General features: G+C 61.0%; 21 protein-coding genes. 5 read left to right on the top strand and 16 right to left on the bottom strand.

Annotated features, from left to right (window positions below; all coding sequences use genetic code 11):
• Positions 1-5 precede the first annotated feature (5 nt).
• Genes LF252_RS18610 through LF252_RS18600 form a run of 3 tightly spaced genes read right to left on the bottom strand, consistent with a single transcriptional unit; the run spans position 6 to position 3,947 of the window.
• Positions 6-1,271 carry a tetratricopeptide repeat protein gene (locus LF252_RS18610; protein WP_226271098.1) on the bottom strand — a complete coding sequence of 422 codons (1,266 nt, stop codon included), beginning with the start codon at positions 1,269-1,271 and terminating at the stop codon, positions 6-8.
• A 23-nt stretch (positions 1,272-1,294) separates the two neighbouring features.
• The gene (locus tag LF252_RS18605; protein WP_226271097.1) at positions 1,295-2,563 is read right to left on the bottom strand and encodes a tetratricopeptide repeat protein; all 1,269 of its coding nucleotides are present in this window, start codon (positions 2,561-2,563) and stop codon (positions 1,295-1,297) included.
• A gap of 7 nt (positions 2,564-2,570) precedes the next feature.
• Entirely contained in the window at positions 2,571-3,947 is a 1,377-nt protein-coding gene (locus tag LF252_RS18600) for an ATP-binding protein (protein WP_226271096.1), read from the bottom strand.
• Between the two features lie 262 nt (positions 3,948-4,209).
• Between LF252_RS18600 and LF252_RS18595 the strand changes: the two genes are divergently transcribed.
• Positions 4,210-5,592, top strand: coding sequence for an ammonium transporter (locus LF252_RS18595; protein WP_226271095.1), 1,383 nt, complete (start codon positions 4,210-4,212; stop codon positions 5,590-5,592).
• Positions 5,593-5,755: 163 nt separating this feature from the next.
• On the opposite strand, the gene LF252_RS18590 is transcribed toward LF252_RS18595, so the two are convergent.
• From LF252_RS18590 to LF252_RS18555, 8 genes are all read right to left on the bottom strand, one after another.
• Positions 5,756-6,556 carry a ZIP family metal transporter gene (locus LF252_RS18590; RefSeq protein ID WP_226271094.1) on the bottom strand — a complete coding sequence of 267 codons (801 nt, stop codon included), beginning with the start codon at positions 6,554-6,556 and terminating at the stop codon, positions 5,756-5,758.
• An 84-nt stretch (positions 6,557-6,640) separates the two neighbouring features.
• A complete protein-coding gene (locus tag LF252_RS18585) occupies positions 6,641-6,913 on the bottom strand; it encodes a DUF167 domain-containing protein (protein ID WP_226271093.1) in 273 nt (90 codons plus the stop codon).
• Positions 6,914-6,915: 2 nt separating this feature from the next.
• Positions 6,916-7,116, bottom strand: a complete 201-nt coding sequence (locus tag LF252_RS18580; protein WP_226271092.1) for a hypothetical protein — start codon at positions 7,114-7,116, stop codon at positions 6,916-6,918.
• Entirely contained in the window at positions 7,113-7,868 is a 756-nt protein-coding gene (locus LF252_RS18575) for an endonuclease III domain-containing protein (protein WP_226271091.1), read from the bottom strand. Before LF252_RS18575 ends, LF252_RS18580 begins: the two co-directional genes overlap by 4 nt.
• A 122-nt stretch (positions 7,869-7,990) precedes the next feature.
• Complete coding sequence (locus tag LF252_RS18570; RefSeq protein ID WP_226271090.1) at positions 7,991-8,962, bottom strand: hypothetical protein; 972 nt, start codon at positions 8,960-8,962, stop codon at positions 7,991-7,993.
• A 250-nt stretch (positions 8,963-9,212) separates the two neighbouring features.
• Positions 9,213-9,614 carry a hypothetical protein gene (locus LF252_RS18565; RefSeq protein WP_226271089.1) on the bottom strand — a complete coding sequence of 134 codons (402 nt, stop codon included), beginning with the start codon at positions 9,612-9,614 and terminating at the stop codon, positions 9,213-9,215.
• A gap of 32 nt (positions 9,615-9,646) precedes the next feature.
• Positions 9,647-10,057 (bottom strand): response regulator, encoded by a 411-nt coding sequence (locus LF252_RS18560; RefSeq protein WP_226271088.1) that lies wholly within the window; start codon positions 10,055-10,057, stop codon positions 9,647-9,649.
• A gap of 102 nt (positions 10,058-10,159) precedes the next feature.
• Positions 10,160-11,644, bottom strand: a complete 1,485-nt coding sequence (locus tag LF252_RS18555; RefSeq protein ID WP_226271087.1) for a sensor histidine kinase — start codon at positions 11,642-11,644, stop codon at positions 10,160-10,162.
• Between the two features lie 144 nt (positions 11,645-11,788).
• On the opposite strand from LF252_RS18555, the gene LF252_RS18550 reads away from it, so the two are divergent.
• Positions 11,789-12,598 (top strand): TrmH family RNA methyltransferase, encoded by an 810-nt coding sequence (locus LF252_RS18550; protein WP_226271086.1) that lies wholly within the window; start codon positions 11,789-11,791, stop codon positions 12,596-12,598.
• Here the strand turns inward: LF252_RS18550 and LF252_RS18545 are convergent.
• From LF252_RS18545 to nagA, 3 genes are all read right to left on the bottom strand, one after another.
• Positions 12,564-13,145, bottom strand: a complete 582-nt coding sequence (locus tag LF252_RS18545; RefSeq protein ID WP_226271085.1) for a hypothetical protein — start codon at positions 13,143-13,145, stop codon at positions 12,564-12,566. The two genes, LF252_RS18550 and LF252_RS18545, sit on opposite strands and share 35 nt — an antisense overlap.
• Positions 13,146-13,224: 79 nt before the next feature.
• Positions 13,225-15,399, bottom strand: coding sequence for a TonB-dependent receptor (locus LF252_RS18540; RefSeq protein WP_226271084.1), 2,175 nt, complete (start codon positions 15,397-15,399; stop codon positions 13,225-13,227).
• A 60-nt stretch (positions 15,400-15,459) separates the two neighbouring features.
• Complete coding sequence (nagA, locus tag LF252_RS18535) at positions 15,460-16,578, bottom strand: N-acetylglucosamine-6-phosphate deacetylase (protein WP_226271083.1); 1,119 nt, start codon at positions 16,576-16,578, stop codon at positions 15,460-15,462.
• A 131-nt stretch (positions 16,579-16,709) separates the two neighbouring features.
• Between nagA and LF252_RS18530 the strand changes: the two genes are divergently transcribed.
• Together LF252_RS18530 and LF252_RS18525 are read left to right on the top strand one after the other, a co-directional pair.
• Positions 16,710-17,567, top strand: coding sequence for a hypothetical protein (locus tag LF252_RS18530; protein ID WP_226271082.1), 858 nt, complete (start codon positions 16,710-16,712; stop codon positions 17,565-17,567).
• Complete coding sequence (locus LF252_RS18525) at positions 17,564-17,845, top strand: acylphosphatase (RefSeq protein WP_226271081.1); 282 nt, start codon at positions 17,564-17,566, stop codon at positions 17,843-17,845. The genes LF252_RS18530 and LF252_RS18525 overlap by 4 nt, the downstream gene beginning before the upstream one ends.
• 4 nt (positions 17,846-17,849) lie before the next feature.
• Here LF252_RS18525 and LF252_RS18520 read toward each other — a convergent pair whose 3' ends face one another.
• The gene (locus LF252_RS18520) at positions 17,850-18,605 is read right to left on the bottom strand and encodes a YqjF family protein (RefSeq protein ID WP_226271080.1); all 756 of its coding nucleotides are present in this window, start codon (positions 18,603-18,605) and stop codon (positions 17,850-17,852) included.
• A 154-nt stretch (positions 18,606-18,759) separates the two neighbouring features.
• The gene (gene typA / locus LF252_RS18515; RefSeq protein ID WP_226271079.1) at positions 18,760-20,568 is read right to left on the bottom strand and encodes a translational GTPase TypA; all 1,809 of its coding nucleotides are present in this window, start codon (positions 20,566-20,568) and stop codon (positions 18,760-18,762) included.
• 255 nt (positions 20,569-20,823) lie between these two features.
• Here typA and msrB point away from each other — a divergent pair, with 255 nt between their 5' ends.
• On the top strand, positions 20,824-21,393 hold the full coding sequence (gene msrB, locus LF252_RS18510) for a peptide-methionine (R)-S-oxide reductase MsrB (protein WP_226271078.1): 570 nt from the start codon (positions 20,824-20,826) through the stop codon (positions 21,391-21,393).
• Positions 21,394-21,463 lie beyond the last annotated feature (70 nt).

Genomic DNA, 21,463 nt, shown 5'->3' with positions numbered 1-21,463 from the left:
AGCGGTTATTCGAGATAGGAAAACGCCGGCAGATACACCCAAATACCTAGGTTGAACCAGAGCATAACTGCCCGGTTGCTGAAACTATATTCCAGTTGAAACGCCGCCAGCACTGCTGCCAGTAATAGTAAACCTGTCCCGTAAAGGTAACCGGCGCGGCGGCCTCGCACACTGACGAGCGTCTGCTGGCCAAGCAGCACTGCCGCCAGGCTTACTGCTACAAGTACCCAAGCCACCACAGTAGCAGCCGGCAGCAGCAGCGCGGCGAGGGTCAGATAGAATGCAACGATGGCCCCGGCTTCAGCTACCAGCAGCTGGCGCAACGGGAGCGGTAGCACATGGCGGGTGGCGGGCCGCAGTAACTGCCAACTCAGGTGCAGCGTTTTGAAGCTGGCAATTAACAGGGCCGGCGAGAGAAAAAGCAGCACTGCCCCGGCCAGCACCGGCAGCACATACTGCCGCAGAGTGGCAGCTTCCACCTCATCCAGCACAGCGTAAAGCGTTAACAGAAGAAGTAGAACGAACGGGCCAATCAGCAAAAAGCCGGCGCGTTTATCCTCCACAAACCACGGCTTGAGCGGCTTGGGCCGGGGAGCTAGTCCTGCTCTTGATACCGCCGCTGATACTACACCCGCCCGAGCTTCGTGCGAGGTTGGGTCGAGCGCCAGAGCCTGCAGAAAGTGTGCCTCAGCCTGCTCAAATTGCGCGTGCTCCAGATGGCTGAATCCCAGATTAACGTGCGTGGGGGCAAACAAAGGTGCCTCACGCAGCGCCTGCTGGTACTCAGGCTGCCAGTCGGCCCCGGTGGCTAGCCTCGACAAAGCCCGGGCCCGCAGGTTGAGGCATTGCACGTGCTGCGGATTAAAAAGTAGACCCTGGTCGGCGGCAGTTAGGGCGGCCTCCGCCCGTCCTTCAGCAAAGGCCACGGAGCCCTGAATAAAATGGTAGTCAGGTACGGTGGGCTGCAGCTGCAAGGCCGTGGCAATGTGTTGGGCGGCTGGCTGTAGCTGTCCGCTCTGCAGGCAGGACAGGCTGAGCACGTAAAAGGCAAAGTCGTTTTGTGCATCCAGTGCCACGGCGCGCTCGGCGGGTGGCTGGCTTTCAGCCGGCTTGTGCTGACGAATCAGACTCAGCCCCAGCAGCGCCTGCCCCTGGCTGGACTCCGGAAATTGAGCTAATTGGCGCCGGGCTTCTGCTTCGGCTAGGTCGGGGCGTGACTGACGGAGTAAAACCTGAATCCGGCGCAGCTGAGAGATATTGGTGGAATGCATGGTGGAGAAGGCAAAAGCGGCGGCTACTGTTTCGGCGGCGGGGTTTGGCGGAAAATCAAAAACCCAGCCCAGCTGGTGAGGCCCAGAACTGCCAGCGGACCGTAAGGCCAGGTTGCCGGCCAACTTACGCTCGTGATACTGACGGCCAGCGCCAGCAGGGCTGCCAGCATCTTCCGCAGGGATGATTTTTCGGGCAATGGTTGATTCGAAGCGTGTTTGAAAGCGGCCCAAATGGCCATAGCCACCGTGGTAAGTCCACCCGTGAGGCCCGGACCTAGGCTGCTTTCCGGCACACCCAGCCACACCAGCAGCCAGAAAACTGTTGTTAGCCAGGCCAGCAGCAACAACGTAAAAGCCGCCACCGGCCCGTACCGCCAGAGTGTTTGCTGCGCGTAGAATAGGTTCTGGTCGGGGCGGTTGCGTAACCGTCGCACCTGCGGGTGTAGCCGCCAGTACCCGGCCTCAAAACCCATGAACAGTAGCAGCGGAATGCACAATAAACTCAGCGGAATCAGAATTAGCAGAAAGTGGCCCCACGCTTTCAGCTTCCTTTGTTTGGTGCCTTCTGATATGAATGTCAGGTAGGTGTCCAGCCACACGGCCAGCCGGCCAATCCAGAGCTGGCGGCGGATTGCCTGACTAGCTCCCTGCAAGGCCGTAGCATTGGTAGGAGCCAGGCGCAGCGCCTCCTGAAAATGCGCCTGAGCCGCCGCGTAATGCTTCTGCCGCATGGCTTCCCGGCCCAGCAGCTGGTGCGCCTTCGGAAGGTTCGGATGGCTGGCTACCAGCTGCTGCAGGACGGGTGCTAAGTCGGACCAGTGCTGCTGCTCGTGCAGCGCAGTGGCCAGCGCAATCAGGCAGCCAGTATGGTCGGGGCGGTGGGCCAGGCCCCGCGCGGCCGCCTGCTGCGCCGCGGCGGGCTGTTGTTGGAGCAAGTAAAGCTGCGCCTGCGCCGCCAGATACTTCGGGTTGAAGGGCTGCAGACGCAGGGCTTCGCGCAATGCCCTGGCCCGGGCAGGGGCCTGCCCGGCTTCATCTTCTATCAGAAACAGCACATAAAAAGCCTCGCTGGCGGCCGGATCGAGCACTAGCGCCTCCCGAATGACAACCCGAGCTTCTGACAGTCGATTTTGCCGGTACAGCGCAAAGCCGAGCAGGATGTAAGCCAGCGCTTCCCGCGGATTGTGCGCCAGCCGCTGTCTGACTAACTGCTCAGCTTGCTCCGGCCGGTTGATGTCCAGCAGGTTCTGCACGGCATCCTGCCACCGCGTAGCTGGGGGTTCGGGCCGCATAGCACCGTTACTTTTTGATGCCCAGGTAAGTCAGGATGTCGTCGTAGGTACCGCCTTCGTTGGAGTAGAGGGCGTAGTTTTTGGCCGTGGCAAACCACTCCTTGGTGCTGGGGCGCACCTGCCGGGCCGCGGCCAGCAAATGGCTCTGCTGCACCGGCTGCGGCCGGCCCGCTTTCATCGATTCGCGCAGGCAGGCTTCCACGGCCTGGTCTACCACGGCCTGCAAATCGGCGCCGGAGAGGCCGGCGGTCTGAGTAGCTAGGGCCGAGAGGTTGATGTTGTCGGCCAGGGGCTTGCCGCGCAGTAACACTTCCAAGATGGCCACGCGGGCAGTTTCATCGGGTGGGGTTACCAGCACGATTTTATCGAAGCGGCCGGGGCGGCGGAAGGCGGGGTCCAATTGCCAGGGGGCGTTGGTAGCGGCCAGTATCAGCACGCCGTCGTTAGAGCTGCGGGCCCCATCCAGCTCCTCCAGAAACTGGTTGATGAGGGTACGGCCGGCGCTTTGGCGCAGGTCGTGGCGGTTGGCGGCCAGAGCGTCCACCTCGTCAAAAAACAGCACGCAGGGCGCCTGCACGCGGGCCAGCTCAAACAGCTCGTGCAGCTTCTTTTCACTCTGGCCCATCCACATGTCCAGAATGTCGTTGATGCCCACGTGAATGAACGAGGCCTGCACCTCGCCGGCCGTGGCGCGGGCCAGATGCGTTTTGCCGCAGCCGGGTGGGCCGTACAGCAGCAGTCCGCCGCCGGCCGCCTTGCCATACGCCTTATACAGATCGGGGTACTGGAGTGGGTGGATGATTTTGAGGCGAATTTCTTCCTTCACTGCCTCCATGCCGCCCACGTCCTGAAACGTGATTTTGGGCTTTTCCAGCCCAGCAAACAACGCCTGCTCATCCAGCCCCATATCCGAAACGTGGGTGGCGTTGTAGTCGGCCGGAGCGCCGCCGCTGGCTGGTTGGGCGGCCGGGCGCAGGCCCAACTGTTCATCTAGGGCGGCGTCGCGCAGGCTGGCATCCAGTTGCAAGGCTTGCTGGTAGGCCGCCCGGGCTTCATCGGGCGGTCCGCCGGCGCGGGCCAGCACGCGGGCGTGGAGCAGATGGGCTCGGGCGTGGTTGGGGTGGGCGCGCAGCACTTCTTCCAGCACTACCAGTGCCGCCGAGGTTTTCTGCAGACCGGCGTACGTTTCGGCCAGCCCGAGCTGTAGCTCCTCATCCTCGGGGGCTTGGCGCAGACCCAGGCGGTAGTGTTCTTCCGCCTCACCAAGCCGCCCGGCCTGCCTGAGCAAGGAAGCTACGTGACGGCGCAGAGGAACATTTTCAGGCGAAAACGCCAGCGCATCGAGCAAGGGTTGCAAATCGGAGGGGTTGGGTAAAGCCGCCATAGATATATCTGCTAATGGAAGCCGCAAGCTACGGTTTTGCCTCTATCAACTTGCATGCATGGACTCACAGTGAATCGATAGACTATCATCTCTATTTATGGGTGTTTTTTAGAAATAGGTATAAAGAACGAATATATGATTACGGAAATTATATCATATTTTAGAACAGATACCTTAAAACAAAGGGTGCATGCAGGATAAAACTATATTGTTAGCGTATATTGGCATGACAAACGAAGGGTAACCCCAAAACATATTTGTGATGACTCCGACATCTGCTTCTGTCCGACCTAGCAAAAGTTTGTTTGCGCTGGGCGTGCTGTTACTGCTGTCAGTGGTGGCAGCTTTGGTGCAGGTACCGCATCCGGCCGCCGCCCCCGGTACCCTTAACGGGGCCGATGTAGCCTGGATGCTCACGGCCACGGCCTTCGTGCTGATTATGACGCCGGGACTGTCGTTCTTTTATGGCGGTATGGTGCGGCCCAAAAACGTGATTAGCACCATGTTGCAGAGCTTTGTGGCGCTGGGCGTTATTTCGGTGCTGTTCTACTTTGTGGGGTTCTCGCTTTGCTACGGCGACTCCTGGCACGGGCTTATCGGTAACCCCTTCACGTTTGCCCTGCTGCGCAACGTAGGTACGGCTCCCAACCCGGCGTTTGCCACTACCATCCCGTTCATTCTATACTTCGCTTTTCAGCTTAAGTTTGCCATCATCACCCCAGCCCTGATTACCGGCTCGTTTGCCGAGCGGGTGCGGTTTAAAGGCTACCTGGCCTTTATGGTGCTGTTCAGCCTGTTCATCTACTGCCCGCTGGCTCACTGGACGTGGCACCCCGAGGGCTTCCTGCGCAAGTGGGGCGTGCTGGATTTTGCGGGGGGCACCGTGGTGCACATTTCGGCGGGGGTAGCCGCTTTGGCCGGCGCAATGGTACTGGGCCGGCGCTCAGCCAACCTGCGGCCTTCCTCGTTTTCTACGCCCAATGTGCCTTACGTGCTGCTAGGTACCGGGCTGCTGTGGTTTGGGTGGTTTGGCTTCAATGCGGGCTCGGCGCTGGGTGCTAATGAGCTGGCGGCGCTGTCGTTTGTGAACACCAACCTAGCCTCGGCGGCAGCCCTCATTGCCTGGATTCTGATTGAAATTGTGCGGGGCGGTAAGCCCACGGCGGTGGGGGCCTGCACCGGCGCTGTAGTGGGACTGGTGGCCATTACGCCCGCCGCCGGTTACGTTGGTTATGGGCAAAGCATCCTGTTCGGGGTACTGGCATCCTTTATCAGCCACGCCGCCGTGCACTGGCAAAACTCGCGTACCACCATTGATGATACGCTGGATGTATTTCCGTGCCACGGACTGGGCGGCATTGTGGGCATGCTGCTCACGGGGGTATTTGCCGATAAGGTGGGACTGATTCACGGCACCTTTACCACCTTTGGCTACCACCTGCTGGGCCTGTTCATCGTCATTTCGTACTCGTTCGTCGGGGCGTGGATTTTATTGAAAATAACTGACCGTATTTTTGGGTTGCGCGTAAAACTCCAGGATGAGGAGTTAGGACTCGACCTCAGCCAACACGAGGAGTCCACGTACCACGTTGATGAAGCATTTGAACGCACCTACCGCCGCGACGTAGTGCCGGAAAGTGTGTAAGGAAACATCAGCCGCTCTTGTCGCAACCTCCGGAAAAAGTTGCGGCAGATCCCCCCTCGGCAGCTGGTGGGTTAGAGAAGGAATGAGGGGATTATTTTATGTAGAAGGCCACCGGCGGGGAATCCGGTGGCCTTCGTCTTTTTCAGGGTTAAGAGGCAAACGCTTAGCCGCCCAACTTGCTCAGCACAAACGAAACCAGAAAGCCGATGACGGTGATGAGCCCCGTGAAATTATGGGCCACCTCAAATGCTTCCGGAATCATGGTATCGGCAATCATGGCCAGCACGGCCCCGGCCGATACGGCGGTGGTAGCCGCCACCACTTCCGGCGAGAACCCACTGAATACCGAATAGCCTACCAGCGAAGAAATGCCGGAAATAAGGGCTATGCCAGCCCACAAGCCCAGCACGTAGGCTGGCTTGCGGCCCGCTTTGCGCATGCCAGCGGCGCTGCTCAGGCCCTCGGGCAGGTTGCTCAGGAAGATGGCCACCACGGCTACCATGCTCACGCCCCCGCCAGCCAGCATGCTCAGGCCAATCACAATACTTTCCGGAATGCCATCCAGCAGCGCTCCAATAGCCAGGGCCAGTCCGTTGTCGTCGCCGGCGGAGTTGCCCTCAGTGTGGCCTTTTTGCACGGCGTTGCGCTCCTGGGTTTGCTGGTCGCCGGAGCGCTTGCGGTGCTTGGCGCCGTAGCGGGCCAGCAGCCAGTTCGCCAGCGTGTACGCCGCCGCGCCGCCCACAAACCCCAGCCCCGTGGAGTCGAAGCCGCCTTTGCGGTAGGCTTCCTCCATTAGCTCCAGGGAAAGCGTTGAAATCAGCACGCCGCTGCCAAAGGCCATGATAGCGGCAATCAGCCGCTGCGGAATGTGGGTAAAATAGCCCACGGCCGCGCCCAGCAGTAGCGCTGAGCCGGATACCAGGCCCCAGAAGCCAGCCACGGCCCAGGTAGGAAAAAACGACATAGAAAGAGGGGAGAGAAGGAGCCGTAGCTGCTGCCACCAAGGCAGCGTGCCCGTTCAACGCCAAACGCTCGGTAAAAGATACGGCTACGCCAGCCGCAGCTGCTGCAAAACTGCCGTCAGTTCCGCATCGGTGCGGCCTTCTATTTCTACCTTTTTGAAAGGAGCCGTGTGCCCGCTCAGCAACGTAACACCAGATTTGCTCACCCCAAATACTTCGGCCAGGTACGCCAGCAAACACGCATTGGCCTTGCCATCCTGGGCGGGGGCCTGCAGGCGTACGAGCAGGCTGCCATCGGGGGCACGCTCCAGCTGGGTGCGGCGGCTGTTGGGCTTGGCTTTCAGGTGCAGCACCGCCACGGCTAGGCGGGGTCGTTGTAGGCGTCGTACACGTTCCAGGCCCACACAATGAACGGGATTATAACCGTCCAGAACAGAAAAAAGCCTACCAGTCCACCTACTACCCAAATCACAAAGGCTTTCAGAATCTGGCCTTTGATAAGCTGGCCCAGGCCGGGCACGAATACGGAAAGCAGAGCGGGTACGCCGTAGGTCGGTTTCATAGCGGGAGAGTTGAAGAAGCGGGAAGTTGGGAAAAATTGCCGACTCGCGCCTGCCCAAACGGACAGCGGCTCAGCACCACGCACCGCCCGCAGGCCGGCGTGTGAAAATAGCAGCACTTTTGGCCGTGAAACATGAGTGCCTCGTGGTGGTCGTACACCTGCTGGGCATCCCAGTCGGGTGGCAATAGGGCAGCCAGTTGGGCGTGAGCTGCGGCCTCGCCCACCTTCGGGCCAATGAGGCCCAGGCGCTGCGCCACGCGGTGATGGTGACTATCCACGGGCATAGCGGGGCGACGCAGGGTACTGAACAGCAATACGGCGGCGCTGGTTTTGGGCCCCACGCCCGGCAGTTGCTCCAGCCAGGCCCGGGCCTCCGGAATCGGCAAATCGGCCAGGAACTCCAGGTGGCAGGGGCCATTGCAGCGGCTGCTCACTTCCCGCAGCACCTGCTGCAGCCGGGGTGCTTTCTGCTCCGGCCAGGTGCACGGGCGGATGGCCGCCTCCACTTCCGCCGTGGGCGCATCAAGCACCTGCTCCCACGTCGGGAAACGGGCGCGTAGCTGCTGGTAGGCGCGGTGCGAGTCCTGGTTGCGGGTGCGGTGGGAAAGCAACGAGCTGATGAGCTCACTGAGCGGGTCTTTGGTGCTGAAAAACGCAAACGGGGCGCCATACGCAGCGCAGAGCTTTTCGTGCACCCATAAAGCCAGCTCCCGGCGCTCGGGTAGGGTGGTGGGAGTAGCGGTTGTATTCACCTGCTTCTCTACGCAATCCAGCTTGTTGAAGGCTGAAAGGTGCCGGGGTAAGCGTATGCACAGTGCATAAAAAAACCTCAACCACAGTTGAGGTTTTTTTGCATTTCATAAACCAGATAACCTTATTGCTGCCCCCGGTTATAGAGCAGAATGGCCTGTTTCACGCTGTTCTGTGACTTGCCGCCAATGGCCAGCGGCACAATAGCCAGCGGAATGGCCGCGTACATCAGCGGCGACACCGAAAAGCCGTTGCTGCCGCTAAAACTGGAAAGCGTGCCCGCCAAGAACAGCGCGCCGGCTCCTACGTAGCTGAGGGTAGTAATGCGTTGAAAGCGCCGGGCATCGGCCAGTAGCTGCTGGGAACCGGGGTTATCCTGGGTGGCCAGCTGCAGGTTGCGGATGCTCAGGTCTTCGATGGGGCCGTTATCCTTGCTGAAGTACTCGGTACGCACCGTGCGGTAGCCACCATAACCGCCATAGCCGCCGTAGGGGTAGCCAAACCCGCCGTAGCGGCCGTAGCCGTAAGGGCTAAACCCGCCGGGGTTGCTCATGTACTGCTGCGTGGTGATGGAGTATAGGCTGATGCGACCCACCCGGTCGCGGCGGAGTGTGGTTTCGCGCTTGGACCGGCCGGGCAGGGTGGTGCGCACGTAGAAGCCGCTTTCGTCCTCGTAGTAGCGCACGTCGTTCAAATCGAGGCGCTGCTGGCCATCTACCAGCAAAAAGGTGCGGCCGAATACCGGCTGCTTCAGCTCCACATCGTAGCCCCGCAGCACCTGTCCCGATTTTAGGCCCACGGCGTAGCGGGTAGTGTTGGCGGGTGGCAATTGCACCTGCCGCTGCTGGCTGCGCACTGAATCGGGTACGGCCGGGGGGGAGGCCAGCGTGCGAGGGGCCAGGGCGCGACGCACGGTGTCGGCGGGTGGGGCGGTGGTAACGGGAGCTGGGGCGGGAGCAGCAGGCGCGGGCGTAACCGGAGCAGGCTGCGGAGCCGGGGCGCCGGGCAGCGTGTTCAGCTCGCGGGGCGTCTGCTGAGCCAGGGCCGGGGCGGCCAGCGCGCACAGGGCCAAAAGCGGGAGAGAGCGGAGCAACATAGAGGATAAAGAAAGGCGGAAAGAACGAAATATCAGCCCCGGGCGTGAGGATACTGTGAGCACGCCTGAACTGCCTGTCGGGCCGGGGCCAACTTGTCGGAGGAACTACGGTGCCCGGCCGAAAGTGCCCGGTTAGCGGCCCATATTACAAGTTCTTCCAGTCAAATGTAGCCGCCCGCTTATTTCACGAAGACCGTGCCCCACAGGAGAGAGGCCTCGGCCGCCGAGCGGCGTTGCATGGGGCGCGGAATTAGCAGTTCTCCCGTAGCCAGATTCGCCCAGCCTCCACCGTCTGAAAATGCTCGGCAGTTACCAGCGAGTTCTTGATAACGTCGGTCATGATGTGCTGCACCGAGGTTTGGTTGAAGATATCCTCCGACTGCACAATGGCAATGCGCCGGCACCCAGCCGCAATTACCCGCGGAAAGTAGCTGTCCGTAATCCACTGTTGGTCGGTGCGCGAAATCACGCGCATCTGCCGCGTATCAGCCAGCAGGCAGTGTGCTTTGTGGGCCCGCACCTGCTGCACGGTGGCATCGTGGGCCTCGCGCAGCAGCTCACCCGAGGCAAAGCCCCGCCACACCTGATGGATGGCCGGCACGCTCTCGTCAAAATAAATAGTACAATGCTCGTTTTCGAATAGGGGTTGCATAGGTGGGAGGCGGGTGGGAGTGGGGGAGGGGCTTAGCGGAGCAGCTTTTCCAGCAGGTTCATGCTGTCTACCATATCGGAGCTGGACTCAAAATCGAGGGGTTTCAGGATGTAGCCGCTGACGCCCAGGTTTTGGGCATTGAGGCGGTCCACATCCATGCCGGAGGTGGTAGTGATGAATACCGGAATATCCCGCAGCTCCGGGTTGTTGCGGATTTCGGCCAGAAACTCGTGGCCGTTCATTTTGGGCATGTTCAAATCCAGCAGAATCACCTCAGGCAGGGGGCGAATGGGCTCCGCTCCGTTGCGGCCCAGCAGCAAATCCAGCGCCTCCAGACCATTAAAGGCCGTGTACAGCTTGTGGGGAACATTGAACTTCTCGAAGGCCTTCTGGGCCGTCATGGTATCAAAAAAGTCGTCTTCAACGAGCAGGACGGAGCGCATACGGGAAAGGTGAGATGGTGAGGCAGTGAAATAAGAAACACTGCGTGATGAAACGGTGAAAGCGCCGGCTAGTGCAAGCACAGCACCGCCGGGCCGCGGCGCTTATTTGTGCCAGGTGAACACAAAGGCGGCGCCCTGGCCTTCTTCGGATTCGATGTGAATGGTGCCGCGCTGCTCCTCCACAATGCGCTTCACAATGCTGAGGCCGATGCCGGTGCTTTCGGCCGTGTTTCGGTCGCGCAGTGTCTGGAACATCAGAAACACCTTTTGCTGGAACTGCGGGGCAATGCCGGGCCCATCGTCCTGCACCCGAAACTCATAGCAGGAGCCCAGGTCGCGGGCCGATACCGTGATAAGGCCATCGGGGCGGTTGTGGTACTTGGCCGCGTTGCCGATGAGGTTGGTGAACACCTGCTGCAGGCTGAGGCGGTCGGTGTGGAGCACGGGCAGAGGTGTGGGCGTCTCTACCCGAAAGGTGGGCGGAACTACCAATTCAGTTACCTCGGCTACCAGCTGCTGCACGTCTACTTCCTCTAGTTTGCGCTCGGTACGGCCGGCGCGGGCGTAGGCCAGCAGGCCGTTAATCAGGTCTTCGAGGCGGTGCAGGCGGCCCTTCATCATGTCCAGGTACTGGCGCATCTGGGGGCTGAGCTCGTGGGGCAGCTCGTCCTCAATCCACTTCACCACCGTTACCACCCCGCGCAGCGGGGCTTTCAAGTCGTGGGAGGCCACGTAGGCAAACTGATCCAGCTCCCGGTTGCGGTTTTCCAGGGCCGTGAAGCTGGTGTCCAGCGCCTGCGTCATGTGGTTGAGGGAGGTAGCCAAGTTGCCCAGGCTGTCCTGCTCCTGGTCGGATATTTTGACGGTGTAGTCGCCCGCCACCACGCGGTTAGCCAGGGCTTCAATGATGCTGATGCGGCGGGCCACATCGGCGTTGGTGCGCTGCAGTTCCAGCTGCAGGGCCTCGTTGGCCTGCAGCTCCCGGTTGATTTTGGTGAACAGCCAGGCCACAATCAGGGTAGCCAGCACCGCCGAAATGACGATGGCCGCCGGGGTGGTATTCTCGAAGAAATCCTGCCGCCGCTGGCGCTCCTTCAGCAGCACCTTCTCATCCGTCTGGATGCGGGCAATAACTCCCCGAAGTGCCATTTGCTTTACCCGGTCCTCGCGCACCAACTGGCGTACGGCCTCAGTGGAAGGGGGCAGCTTGGACCAACGCTCCAGAAATACCATTTCGTCCCGCAAACCGCGCTGCAGGGTGTCCAACCGGCTCTGCTGCTGGGGATTATCCAAGGTGAGGAGTTGCAACGCGTCAAAATCCTCGTCAAGCAACGTCCGGCTTTCGGCGAAGCCCGGCAGGTAGGTGGAGTCGCTCAGGAGTAGGTAGCCGCGTACCTGGCTTTGGGCGTCGCGCAGGTGGCCGCGCAGGCTGGAGGCGCTTTCCAGCACCCGGTAAGTGTGCTCTACCTGGCGAGTGTAGTAGCCAAGCTGCTGAATGCTGTACCAGGCCACGGCCGAGGTGAGCAGCAGCACGCCTACAGCAATAACAAACCCGAGAATGATTTTGGTATTGAGCTTGAGGCCCATAGAACAGAAGCAAAAAAACGCGCGAAATAACCGCCGCAAGATACTGCCGCGGCTATAGTTGAGCCTACAACGGCCCGTAGGCCGCGCAAGTTGGCCTCCGTATCTTTGCCCACTTTTCCAGCCGGCCGCTCAACTGCTCATCACATGCCCCTCGACCCCATTACCAGCCCCCAGAATCCGCGCATCAAAAACCTACTGAAGCTGCAGCAGAAATCGTCGGAGCGGCGGGCCCAGGGACTCACCATCATTGAGGGCCTGCGGGAGCTAACCATTGCCCAGGGGGCCGGGGTGGGCATTACCGCGCTATTCGTGTGCTCCGATCTGGCCGGTCCGCAGCGGCTGCAGCAGCTGCAGGAGCTATTCGGCAACGGGCCTACGGACTGGTTTGAGGTGTCGAAGGCTGTGTTTGAGAAAGTGGCCTACCGGGAAGGCTCCGACGGCGTGCTGGCCCTGGCCCGCCCGCCCCACCTCACGCTGGACACGCTGCCTTTGCCGACCAACCCGCTGCTGCTGGTGCTGGAAGCCGTGGAGAAACCCGGCAACCTGGGGGCCATTCTGCGCACCGCCGACGCGGCCCAGGCCACGGCCGTAGTGGTGTGCGACCCCCGCACCGATTTGTTTAACCCCAACGCCATCCGCAGCAGCATTGGGTGTTCGTTCACGGTGCCCACCATTGCCACCACCCGCCCCGAACTGCTGGCCTGGTGCCAGCGCCACGGCATTCGTACGTACGCCGCGGCCCTCACCGATGCGGCCGTACCCTACACCACCTGCGACTTCCGCGGCCCCACGGCCCTGGTAATGGGCACTGAAGCCGACGGCCTCACGCCCGAGCTCATGCAAGCCTGCGACCAGACCATCATCATCCCCATGCGCGGCGCCATTGATTCGTTGAACGTCAGCACCGCCACCGCCATTCTTACTTTCGAGGCGGTACGGCAGCGGGAGCAGTAGGCAACGGCACGTAGCCATCCTGCTGCACTGCCTGCAGATAAGGAGCCAGCAGCCGGGCTGTTACCTGGGCTGGCAGCTTATGCGTGAGCCGGTACTGCCGGATGGCCGTGTACAGTTGCCGACGGTTCCAGGCGGTGGCTTTGCCCAAACCAAACGCCGATACGCCCAACAGGCTGAACGCCACTGGGGCCACCCAGGGGTCGTAGTAATATGTGCCAGCGTTGGGTACGATGACGCCGGAGCTGGTGGTGGTTTCTCCCATGTGTCGCCCTACGGCCGATACCAACGGTACTGGGTAGCCGGCAAACTGCATGATGCGGCGCCCGGTGTTCCACTTGCTGTAGTATAGCCGGATAACTGCCCGGGCAGTATCATTAAACCCGTAGGCCTCCTCAAAAGATGCTTCCGTAAGCCGGAATTCGTAGGGTGCAGGCTGCTCCGGCATAGGGCCCGGCTCGCCCAACTGGGCCCGGGCCGCACCGGCCAGTATCAGCAACAGGAATAGCAAGCCGCAACGTCTGCTGGCAACGGTGGTAAAGAAATACATAATGATAGGACAACGGGTAAGCCGATGCACCAGCTTTCTTCGCCAAGATACTCAATTGCCCAGAAAGGCCGCGCAAGTTTTAGAACTTTACCGTGGCCGATAGGTTCAGTACCCGCCCTTCCACCGGAGCCCAGAGCTGGGGGAAGTTGGGGTTGAGGCGGGAGCCTAAAACCACGCTTTCCCGGCGCGTCTGGCGGTAGTCGAGCAGGTTTTCGCCGTTGAGCACCAGCGTGAGCGGGCCTTGGGTGTAGCGCAGCAGCGCGGCCACAATGGGGTAACCCGGCGTGCGGCGGCCATCGGAAAGGTATTGCTGGCCGGTGTAGCTGGCCTCAATGCCGGCGGCAAAGTGCTCGGTAAACTCCTGGGTGGCCACGGCGGCCAGCTTATGGCGGGCAGCCAGCTCCACGTGTGGGTTCACCGGGTCATAGCGGCGGCGGGCGTCCGTAAACACGTAGCCCAGGTACAGCTCGGTTTCGTCCTGGCGCAGGCGCACGTAGGTTTCAAAGCCCTGGCTCACCACGGGCTGGCCGGCGTTGTACCAGGCCAGCGGTGTACTGCCGGGCGTGAGGCCGTAATCGGGCAGCACCAGCGGGGAGTTGAGGCGGGTGTAGAAGAACGACTGGTTGAGAGTCAGGGTCAGCTCGCCAGCATGGTGCTGATAGTTCACGTCCCAGTTCAGGCCGGTGGAGCGCTCCGCCCGCAGGCCCACCAGGGGCTGCAGTTGCGGGTAGTCCCGCTCATCTAGGTCGTTCACGTAGGGCACGGGCACGCGGTAGCCCAGGCCGCCGTTGAGGCGCGACGTTACGCTTTCGGAAAACCGGTACAGCAGCGCCAGCCGGGGCAGCAGGAAGTTACCGTACTGGTTATGGTGGTCGAGGCGCAGGCCGCCCTGCACCGTGAGCTGGGGCACGGGTTGCCAGTCATCCTGCACAAAGCCGCCCACCGTGCTATACGTGTAGTTGCCGGCCGGCAGGGCCGAAGGGCCATCCTGGGGCCGCAGCTGCTCGCCGTTAACGTTCAGGCCTGCTACCACGGTGTGCTGCCGGCCCAGGCGGTGCAGGTAGCTCAACTCCGAGAAATACGACAGCTGCCGGGCCCGAAACCCCACGGTATTGGTGGTCACGCGCCTATCGAAGCTGCTCGCGGTGCCTTTTACTGTTAGGCTGCCGCCACCCACGCTGTCCTGGGTGTACACTAGGTCGGCGGTGTGGCGCTGCATGCGGTTGGTCACGAAGTACTGGTGCAGCGCGTCGGGGCCGGCGCGCACCACCTGCTGGTCGCCGCCACGGCGGTCCTCCACGGTGCTGGTGTAGCCCACGGCCAGCTGGCCCAGGCGGTTGGGGTAGTAAAACAGCCGCGGGTGCACCGTGAAGTTGCGCAGGCGGGGCACGTCGGTGAACCCGTCGCCATCCACATCCACGTCCTGCTGGCGGGTGCCGCCCGCAAACAAGGTGTAGCCCACCCGCTGGTTGCGGCCCGATACGAATCCGTTGAGGTTGGTTTCGCGCAGGGTGCTCTGGTTGAGGGTGAGGCTGCGCTCCGGACTACCCAGGCGGGGCTGCTTGCTGATGAGGTTCACTAGGCCGGCAATAGCCCCGCCCCCGTACAGTGTGCTGCTGGAGCCCTTAATCAGCTCAATCTGCCGCAAATCTAGCGGGGGCACCTGCAAAATCCCGAAGGAGCCGGCGTAGCCCCCAAACAGCGGCAGCCCGTCGCGCAGCATCTGCGAGTAGCGGCCCTGCAGGCCCTGGATGCGCAAATCGGCGTTGCCGGTGGTGGGCTGGGTGGGCTGAATCTGGGTGCCGGCAATATCGCCCAGCAACGAGGCAATGTTGCCGGGTTTGATGGCGTTTTCCTCCTGCAGCTCCTCCTCGCCCAGCACCTCTACCCGGGTGGGCAGGTCCTCAATGCGTGAGTTGGTGCGGGTGCTGGTTACTATTACTTCATCCAGAGCATTGGCATCCGGGGCCAGCAGTACCGTGGCCGGAGCCAACTGGGGCAGATTCACCCGCACCGTCTTCAGCTTATAGCCAATAAAGCTCAGCACCACCTCGACCGTGGGGCCGGGTACGTTGGGAATAGTGAGCTGGCCCTGGGCATCGGAAGAGGCACCCAGCGCCGTGCCCCGAATGGCCCCACTCACGGCCGGCAGCGGCTGCCGGGTTACGGAGTCGCGCACCTGTACCTGCACTGTGTATTGGGCCCAGGCGGCCGGGGCCAGCAATAGTAGCCCGAATAGTAAAATGAAACGCATAAGCAGTTGAGCAGATGATAGCGCAAACATCCGGAGCGTTTCTGAAGATGATCTGAAGCGCTAGTGCCAGGTTAGCTCACCCGCCCGGGCGGTGGCGTGCGGCGTTAGGTCGTTGTCAAACAGCCAGAAATCGGCACGGTAGGAGCTGCTGAGGTAGCCTAGCTCGTGGTCGAGGCCCAGTACCTGGGCCGGATACAGGGAGGCCATCCGTAAAGCTTCCTCCAAAGGCAACCCCACGTGCCGCGCGCAGTTGCGGATGGCCTCTGGCAGCGTCAGGGCCGAGCCGGCCAGCGTACCCTGGGCATCCACGAAGTGGTTGCCTTCGCGCCGGAACTGATAAGCGCCTTGCTGGCTGTCGGTCACGGCATCGGTAATCAGGAACAACCGCTCCCGCAGCAGTTTTTGGCTGATGCGCACGGCGTCGTAGCTGCAGTGTACTCCATCCGCAATAATGCTGGCGTAGGCCGTAGCCGAATCATACACCGCTCCCACCATGCCCGGCTCCCGCCCCTGCAGCGCCGACATGGCATTAAACAAGTGCGTAGCCGCCGAAAAGCCCTGCCGGAAACCCGCCGTGGCCTGCTCGTAGGTAGCATTGGAGTGCCCGGCCGACACGACTACATCGGCCTCGCGCAGGCGGGCTACTACCGCCGCCGAGGCCATTTCGGGGGCCAGCGTTATCATTTTCAGGATTCCCCCACCCAGCTGCAGCAGCTCTTCCACCTCAGATACTGTAGGCTCCCGGATGAATTCGGCCTGGTGTGCGCCTTTCTTGAGCGGGTTGATGTAGGGTCCCTCCAGATGAATGCCCAGCAGGCCTGGTTGCTCCCGGCAAAACTCCCGACCGGCTTCTAGCGCCTGCCGCATCATATCCCAGGAGTTGGTGGGCATGGTGGCCAGCACGCCGGTAGTACCTTGCCGGAAAGCAAACTGGGTAAGTGTAGTTAGGGCCGCCTGGGTGGGCGTCACGGAAAAGAGCTGCTGCTCGGCCCCGTATACCTGCAAATCCAGCAAGCCGGGCGCTACGTTCAGGCCCCCGCCATCTACGGTGGGCACGTCAGTAGGGGCAGCTACCTCGGGTAGCACCGCTTCAATGAGGCCGTTGTGGATGAGCAGCGTATGATGGGGCAGTACGGTAGAGCCGGTATAAATGGTGCAGTTGCGGAGCAGGTAGCGCATGAGCGGGAAGGCAGGGGAAAGAAAATCTGCCCGAAGGTAACGCGCAGCTTTGGCGGGTAGTTGTGGCCGCGCCGAATTGTGCGCAGGTCCTATCTTGGGCCCAACCTGCGCGTTTATCCTGTTCAGTTGCTATGCCGAAATCAGCTTCTGCCCGTCCGGCCCCGTGGCGCGCCCGCCTGCTGCTGGGCGGCTTGCTGGTGGTACTGGTGTTCGGGGCTTGCTCCACGTCTGAGTTCACAGCCGAGAATACCTCCAGGTACGCCCCACTAGTTTTGCGCTACCACGTGCGCAAAACCACCAATCTGTTCATCTTTACCTCGTATGATACACTGAGTTTCGAGGTCCGGTACCGCGGGCAGCTCCTGTTGCCACAAAACGTGTGTTCGTTTGATTCAGTAGCTTCTAGCATGCAGGATATCCAGGCAGTGCCGCACCAATCGGGTCGGTGGCTGGTGCGCGTCCGTTGCCATCCGTATGGAAACATCAGCCAGGCCGTTTACCTGCTACAGCTTACCCCGGCTGGGGCCCGGTTTTACCTTGCCGGTACCGAGACGAAGGACAATTATCCGCCCACCTTTGCGCTACTGGCTGACGGCCGGGCTGTGTGGGTGCCGCGTACCGATACTTCCGGCACCCTGTTCGACCTGGAACAGCTCCAGGGTTTTGCGGTGGAATTTCCGGCTCTGCCCGATTCAATCCATAGCGTTTTTAGTGAGCCTACGGAAGCCTACTACCTGGCTCCCGACCGCCGGACACTGGCCCGATTATTCAGCCCGGATACCACTACGCAGACTTTTATTAAAGACAGTGTAAGTCAACGCACCGAAGCCCCCGCGCCCGCCATCTACCTCGACGAGTACAACACTGCCACGCACCGGCTGCAACGCCGCCGCCTACCCGGGCGTATGCTTTCCGCCGAAAACCCGTTTCAGAACACCCGCTGGCAGCAGGATTCCGTAGCCCGCTGGTACTTGCAAGTAACTCCATGAGCCCATCTGTTGAGCACCGCACCATCCATGTTCACGGCCGCGTACAGGGCGTTTTCTTTCGCCAAAGCACGCAGCAAGAGGCCCGCCGCCTGGGGCTTACGGGCACCGTGCGCAACAACCCCGACGGCACCGTGACCATTGAAGTCGAAGGCCCTACCGAAGCGTTACGCCAGCTGGAAACGTGGTGCCACCACGGCCCGCCCGCCGCCCGGGTGGACAAGGTGGAAGCAAGGGAAGGAGAGGTGCGCGGCTATCCAGATTTCCGGGTGGAACGGTAACCGGTTACACCCGCCGTAATTCCTCCACCCATACGTCCAGTGCATCGGCGGCGTGCAGTAGGGGTGGCCCTTGCGGCGTGGGCAGTCCGTGGCTTTCTACCAAGGTCGATTCCCAGTGGGTGAGCGTGGCCTCGCGCAGTGTCCAGGGTTGGTGCCAGAGCCGGCCGCGCCACAGCTCGGTGGTGTGTTCATGGGGCCGCACCGTGTGGCCGGCCGTATAGAGGTAGTACCGCTCAGTAAGGAAATACGCTAAAGAACCAGGCTGAGCCAACGGCAACACTGTTCCGGGCAGCCAGGTAGCATCGAAAGTAGCCGGGGCCTCACCGCGGTGCGTGCGCGTAGCCGTAGCCTGCAACGCATTGCCCGTGCGGGTGAGTTGCATGCGGGCGTGCAGGTAGGGCAGGTGGAACAAGGTACGGGCGGCCCACACCCCCAACGGCTGGGTAGCGTCCAAAGACAAAAACCACACGCCCGGCACCCCGTCCAAGCGAGCGTAGGTACGCACGTTTAACTCGTGTAAGGCGCTCAGGCCCGGCACGGCCGGCAGCCCCAGCGGCCGAATATGGCTCATGGTAAACGGCACCACGCCCAGCCAGGCCTGCCCCTCAAACAAGTCCAGCTCCAGGCGGGGCGGCAGGTAAGGCCGCAACACCTCCGCTGGCACGGGCCAGTGCGCAAACAACAGGTTGCTCCAGCGCTGCCGCATCAGCGACCAGCGCGGTGGACGAGTGGCCGGCGTAAAATCGGGGTGGAGTGGCATGAGTGGCGAGGTAGGAGGAACGGGGCGCTGCCTCAGTAACCATAATACTGGCGAAACCTCCCGGTGTCACGCGCTGTTGACTCGACCGAGCAAACAAAAAGAGGGCGTAGCCACTGGCTACGCCCTCTTTTTACGCATTCAAGCTTCGTAAAAGCTAGTCTTCTTTCTTCGCCGAGCGCAGACGCTCGTTTTCGTCGAGCAGAATTTTGCGCATCCGCACCGACTTCGGCGTTACTTCCAGGTACTCATCCTTCTGGATGTATTCCATAGCGTCTTCCAGCGAGAACTGGCGCTTGGGCTGAATCTTCACGTTTTCATCCGAGCCCGAAGCACGCATGTTGGTCAGCTTCTTGCCTTTCTGAATGTTGATGGTCAGGTCGTTGGGGCGGGTGTGCTCGCCAATTACCTGGCCGCCGTACACCTCTTCGCCTGGGTCCACGAAGAACTCGCCACGGTCCTGCATCTTGTCGATGGTGTAGGCCGTACCGGGGCCGCTTTCCATCGAAATCAGTGAGCCGCTGATGCGGCCGGGGATGGTGCCTTTGTATGGCTCGTAGCTGGTGAAGCGGTGGTTCATGATGGCCTCACCGGCGGTGGCGGTCAGCACGTTGTTACGCAGGCCAATCAGGCCGCGCGACGGGATGTTGAACTCCAGATGCTGCAGGTCGCCTTTCGGCTCCATGATGGTCAGCTCGCCTTTGCGCTGAGTTACCAGCTCAATTACTTTACCAGCCGTTTCTTCCGGCACGTCTACCACCAAGTGCTCGATGGGCTCCAAACGGTTGCCGTTCTCATCTTCTTGGAACAGTACCTGGGGCTGACCAACCTGCAGCTCGTAGCCTTCGCGGCGCATGGTTTCAATCAGTACCGACAAGTGCAGAATACCGCGGCCGTACACCAGGAAGGTATCTTCCCGGTCGGTTTCCTGCACGCGCAGGGCCAGGTTTTTCTCCGTTTCCTTGTACAGACGGTCACGCAGGTGGCGCGAGGTTACAAACTTGCCTTCCTTACCGAAGAAGGGTGAGTTGTTGATGGTGAACAGCATGTTCATCGTCGGCTCGTCGATGGCAATGCGGGTCAGCGCCTCGGGGTTGTCGGCGTCGGCGAGGGTATCCCCAATGTCGAAGCCTTCAATGCCGGTTACGGCGCAAATTTCGCCAGCCTGCACTTCCGAAACCTTGGCTTTGCCCAGGCCTTCGAACACCTGCAGTTCTTTAATCTTCACCTTCTTGATGCTGCCGTCGGCTTTCATCAGGCTCATGTTCGAGCCTTCTTTCAGCATGCCGCGGTGTACGCGCCCGATGGCAATCCGACCTACGAAAGCCGAGTAGTCCAGCGAGGTAACCTGCATCTGGGGCGTGCCCTCGATGAAGGGAGCCGGAGGAATTACCTCGATGATGGCGTCCAGCAGCGGGGTGATGTCCTCGGTTTTCTCTTTCCAGTCGCGCGACATCCAGCCCTGCTTCGAAGAGCCGTACAGGGTCACGAAGTCCAACTGGTCTTCGGTAGCACCCAGGTTGAACATCAGGTCGAACACTTGCTCGTGCACCTCGTCGGGGCGGCAGTTTTCCTTGTCCACCTTGTTTACTACCACGATGGGCTTCAGGCCCAGGTCAATGGCTTTGCTCAGCACGAAGCGCGTCTGGGGCATGGCACCTTCAAAGGCGTCCACCAGCAGCAGCACGCCGTCGGCCATCTTCAGTACCCGCTCTACTTCACCGCCGAAGTCGGCGTGACCAGGGGTGTCGATGATGTTGATTTTTACGTCTTTGTACCGTACCGATACGTTTTTGGAGACGATGGTGATGCCCCGCTCACGTTCCAGGTCATTGTTGTCGAGGATCAGGTCGTCGAACTGCTGATGTTCGCCGAAAATCTTCGAGGCGTGAATGATCTTATCCACGAGCGTAGTCTTGCCGTGGTCAACGTGCGCAATGATGGCGATATTCCGGATGTTCTGCATACAAAGGGTTTTCCGGCCGCAAAGGTACGGAATGAAACTGGCAAAAGCGCGCAGTAATTAATTGTTAATGAGAGAGGAAGAAACTGCGGGTGCGAAGGCAGACAACTTATTGGCCGCCTGAGGTTCCCGCAGCAGGCGGGGCCACGCTATTTGTCGGGGGTAAGACCGAACTGTAGTCTAGTTGCGTATGTTCTGCTGGCGGCCCGCTCCTAGTAGCGTACGGCTTCTTTTCTCCCCTCAACTATCATATTCTGCATGCGCTTTCCCTTCCTGTTTCTGCTGCTGTCGGTGCTGACGCTGAACCCGGCTTGCTCCCAAAAGAAAAACGACGCCAAGATGGACCTGGCCGACTCGCCTAGGCCGGTAACCAGCCCCTCATCGGCGGCCAAAGCTTACCCCAAAGCCAAGCCCGCCACCGGCAAGCCCGATGAGTTTCCAGTGCGTAAATCGGACGCCGAGTGGCGCAAGCAGCTGACTTCCGAGCAGTACTACATTCTGCGACAGGAGGGTACCGAGAAACCCTATAACAACCCCTACTGGAACAACCACGCCAAGGGCAACTACTACTGCGCTGGCTGCCACAACCTGCTGTTCTCGTCGGCTACCAAGTTTGAGTCGGGCACGGGCTGGCCGAGCTTCTGGGCCCCGGCCTCCGATGCCAGCCTGAAAGTAGCCGTCGACAACAGCTTGGGCATGAGCCGTGACGCCATTATGTGCGCCCGCTGCGGCGGCCACCTCGGCCACGTGTTCGATGATGGTCCCAAGCCCACCGGCCTGCGCTACTGCATGGATTCCTACGGCATGGTGTTCGAGAAGGCCAAGTAACGGTTGAGCTGTATTTTTGCGCGGTGGCTCGTTGGCAATCCAAGCCAACGGGCCATTTCGTTTGTTGTAG

Source organism: Hymenobacter pini (assembly GCF_020421205.1).
GTDB lineage: Bacteria > Bacteroidota > Bacteroidia > Cytophagales > Hymenobacteraceae > Hymenobacter > Hymenobacter pini.
This window is presented reverse-complemented; position numbering and strand designations above follow the sequence as displayed.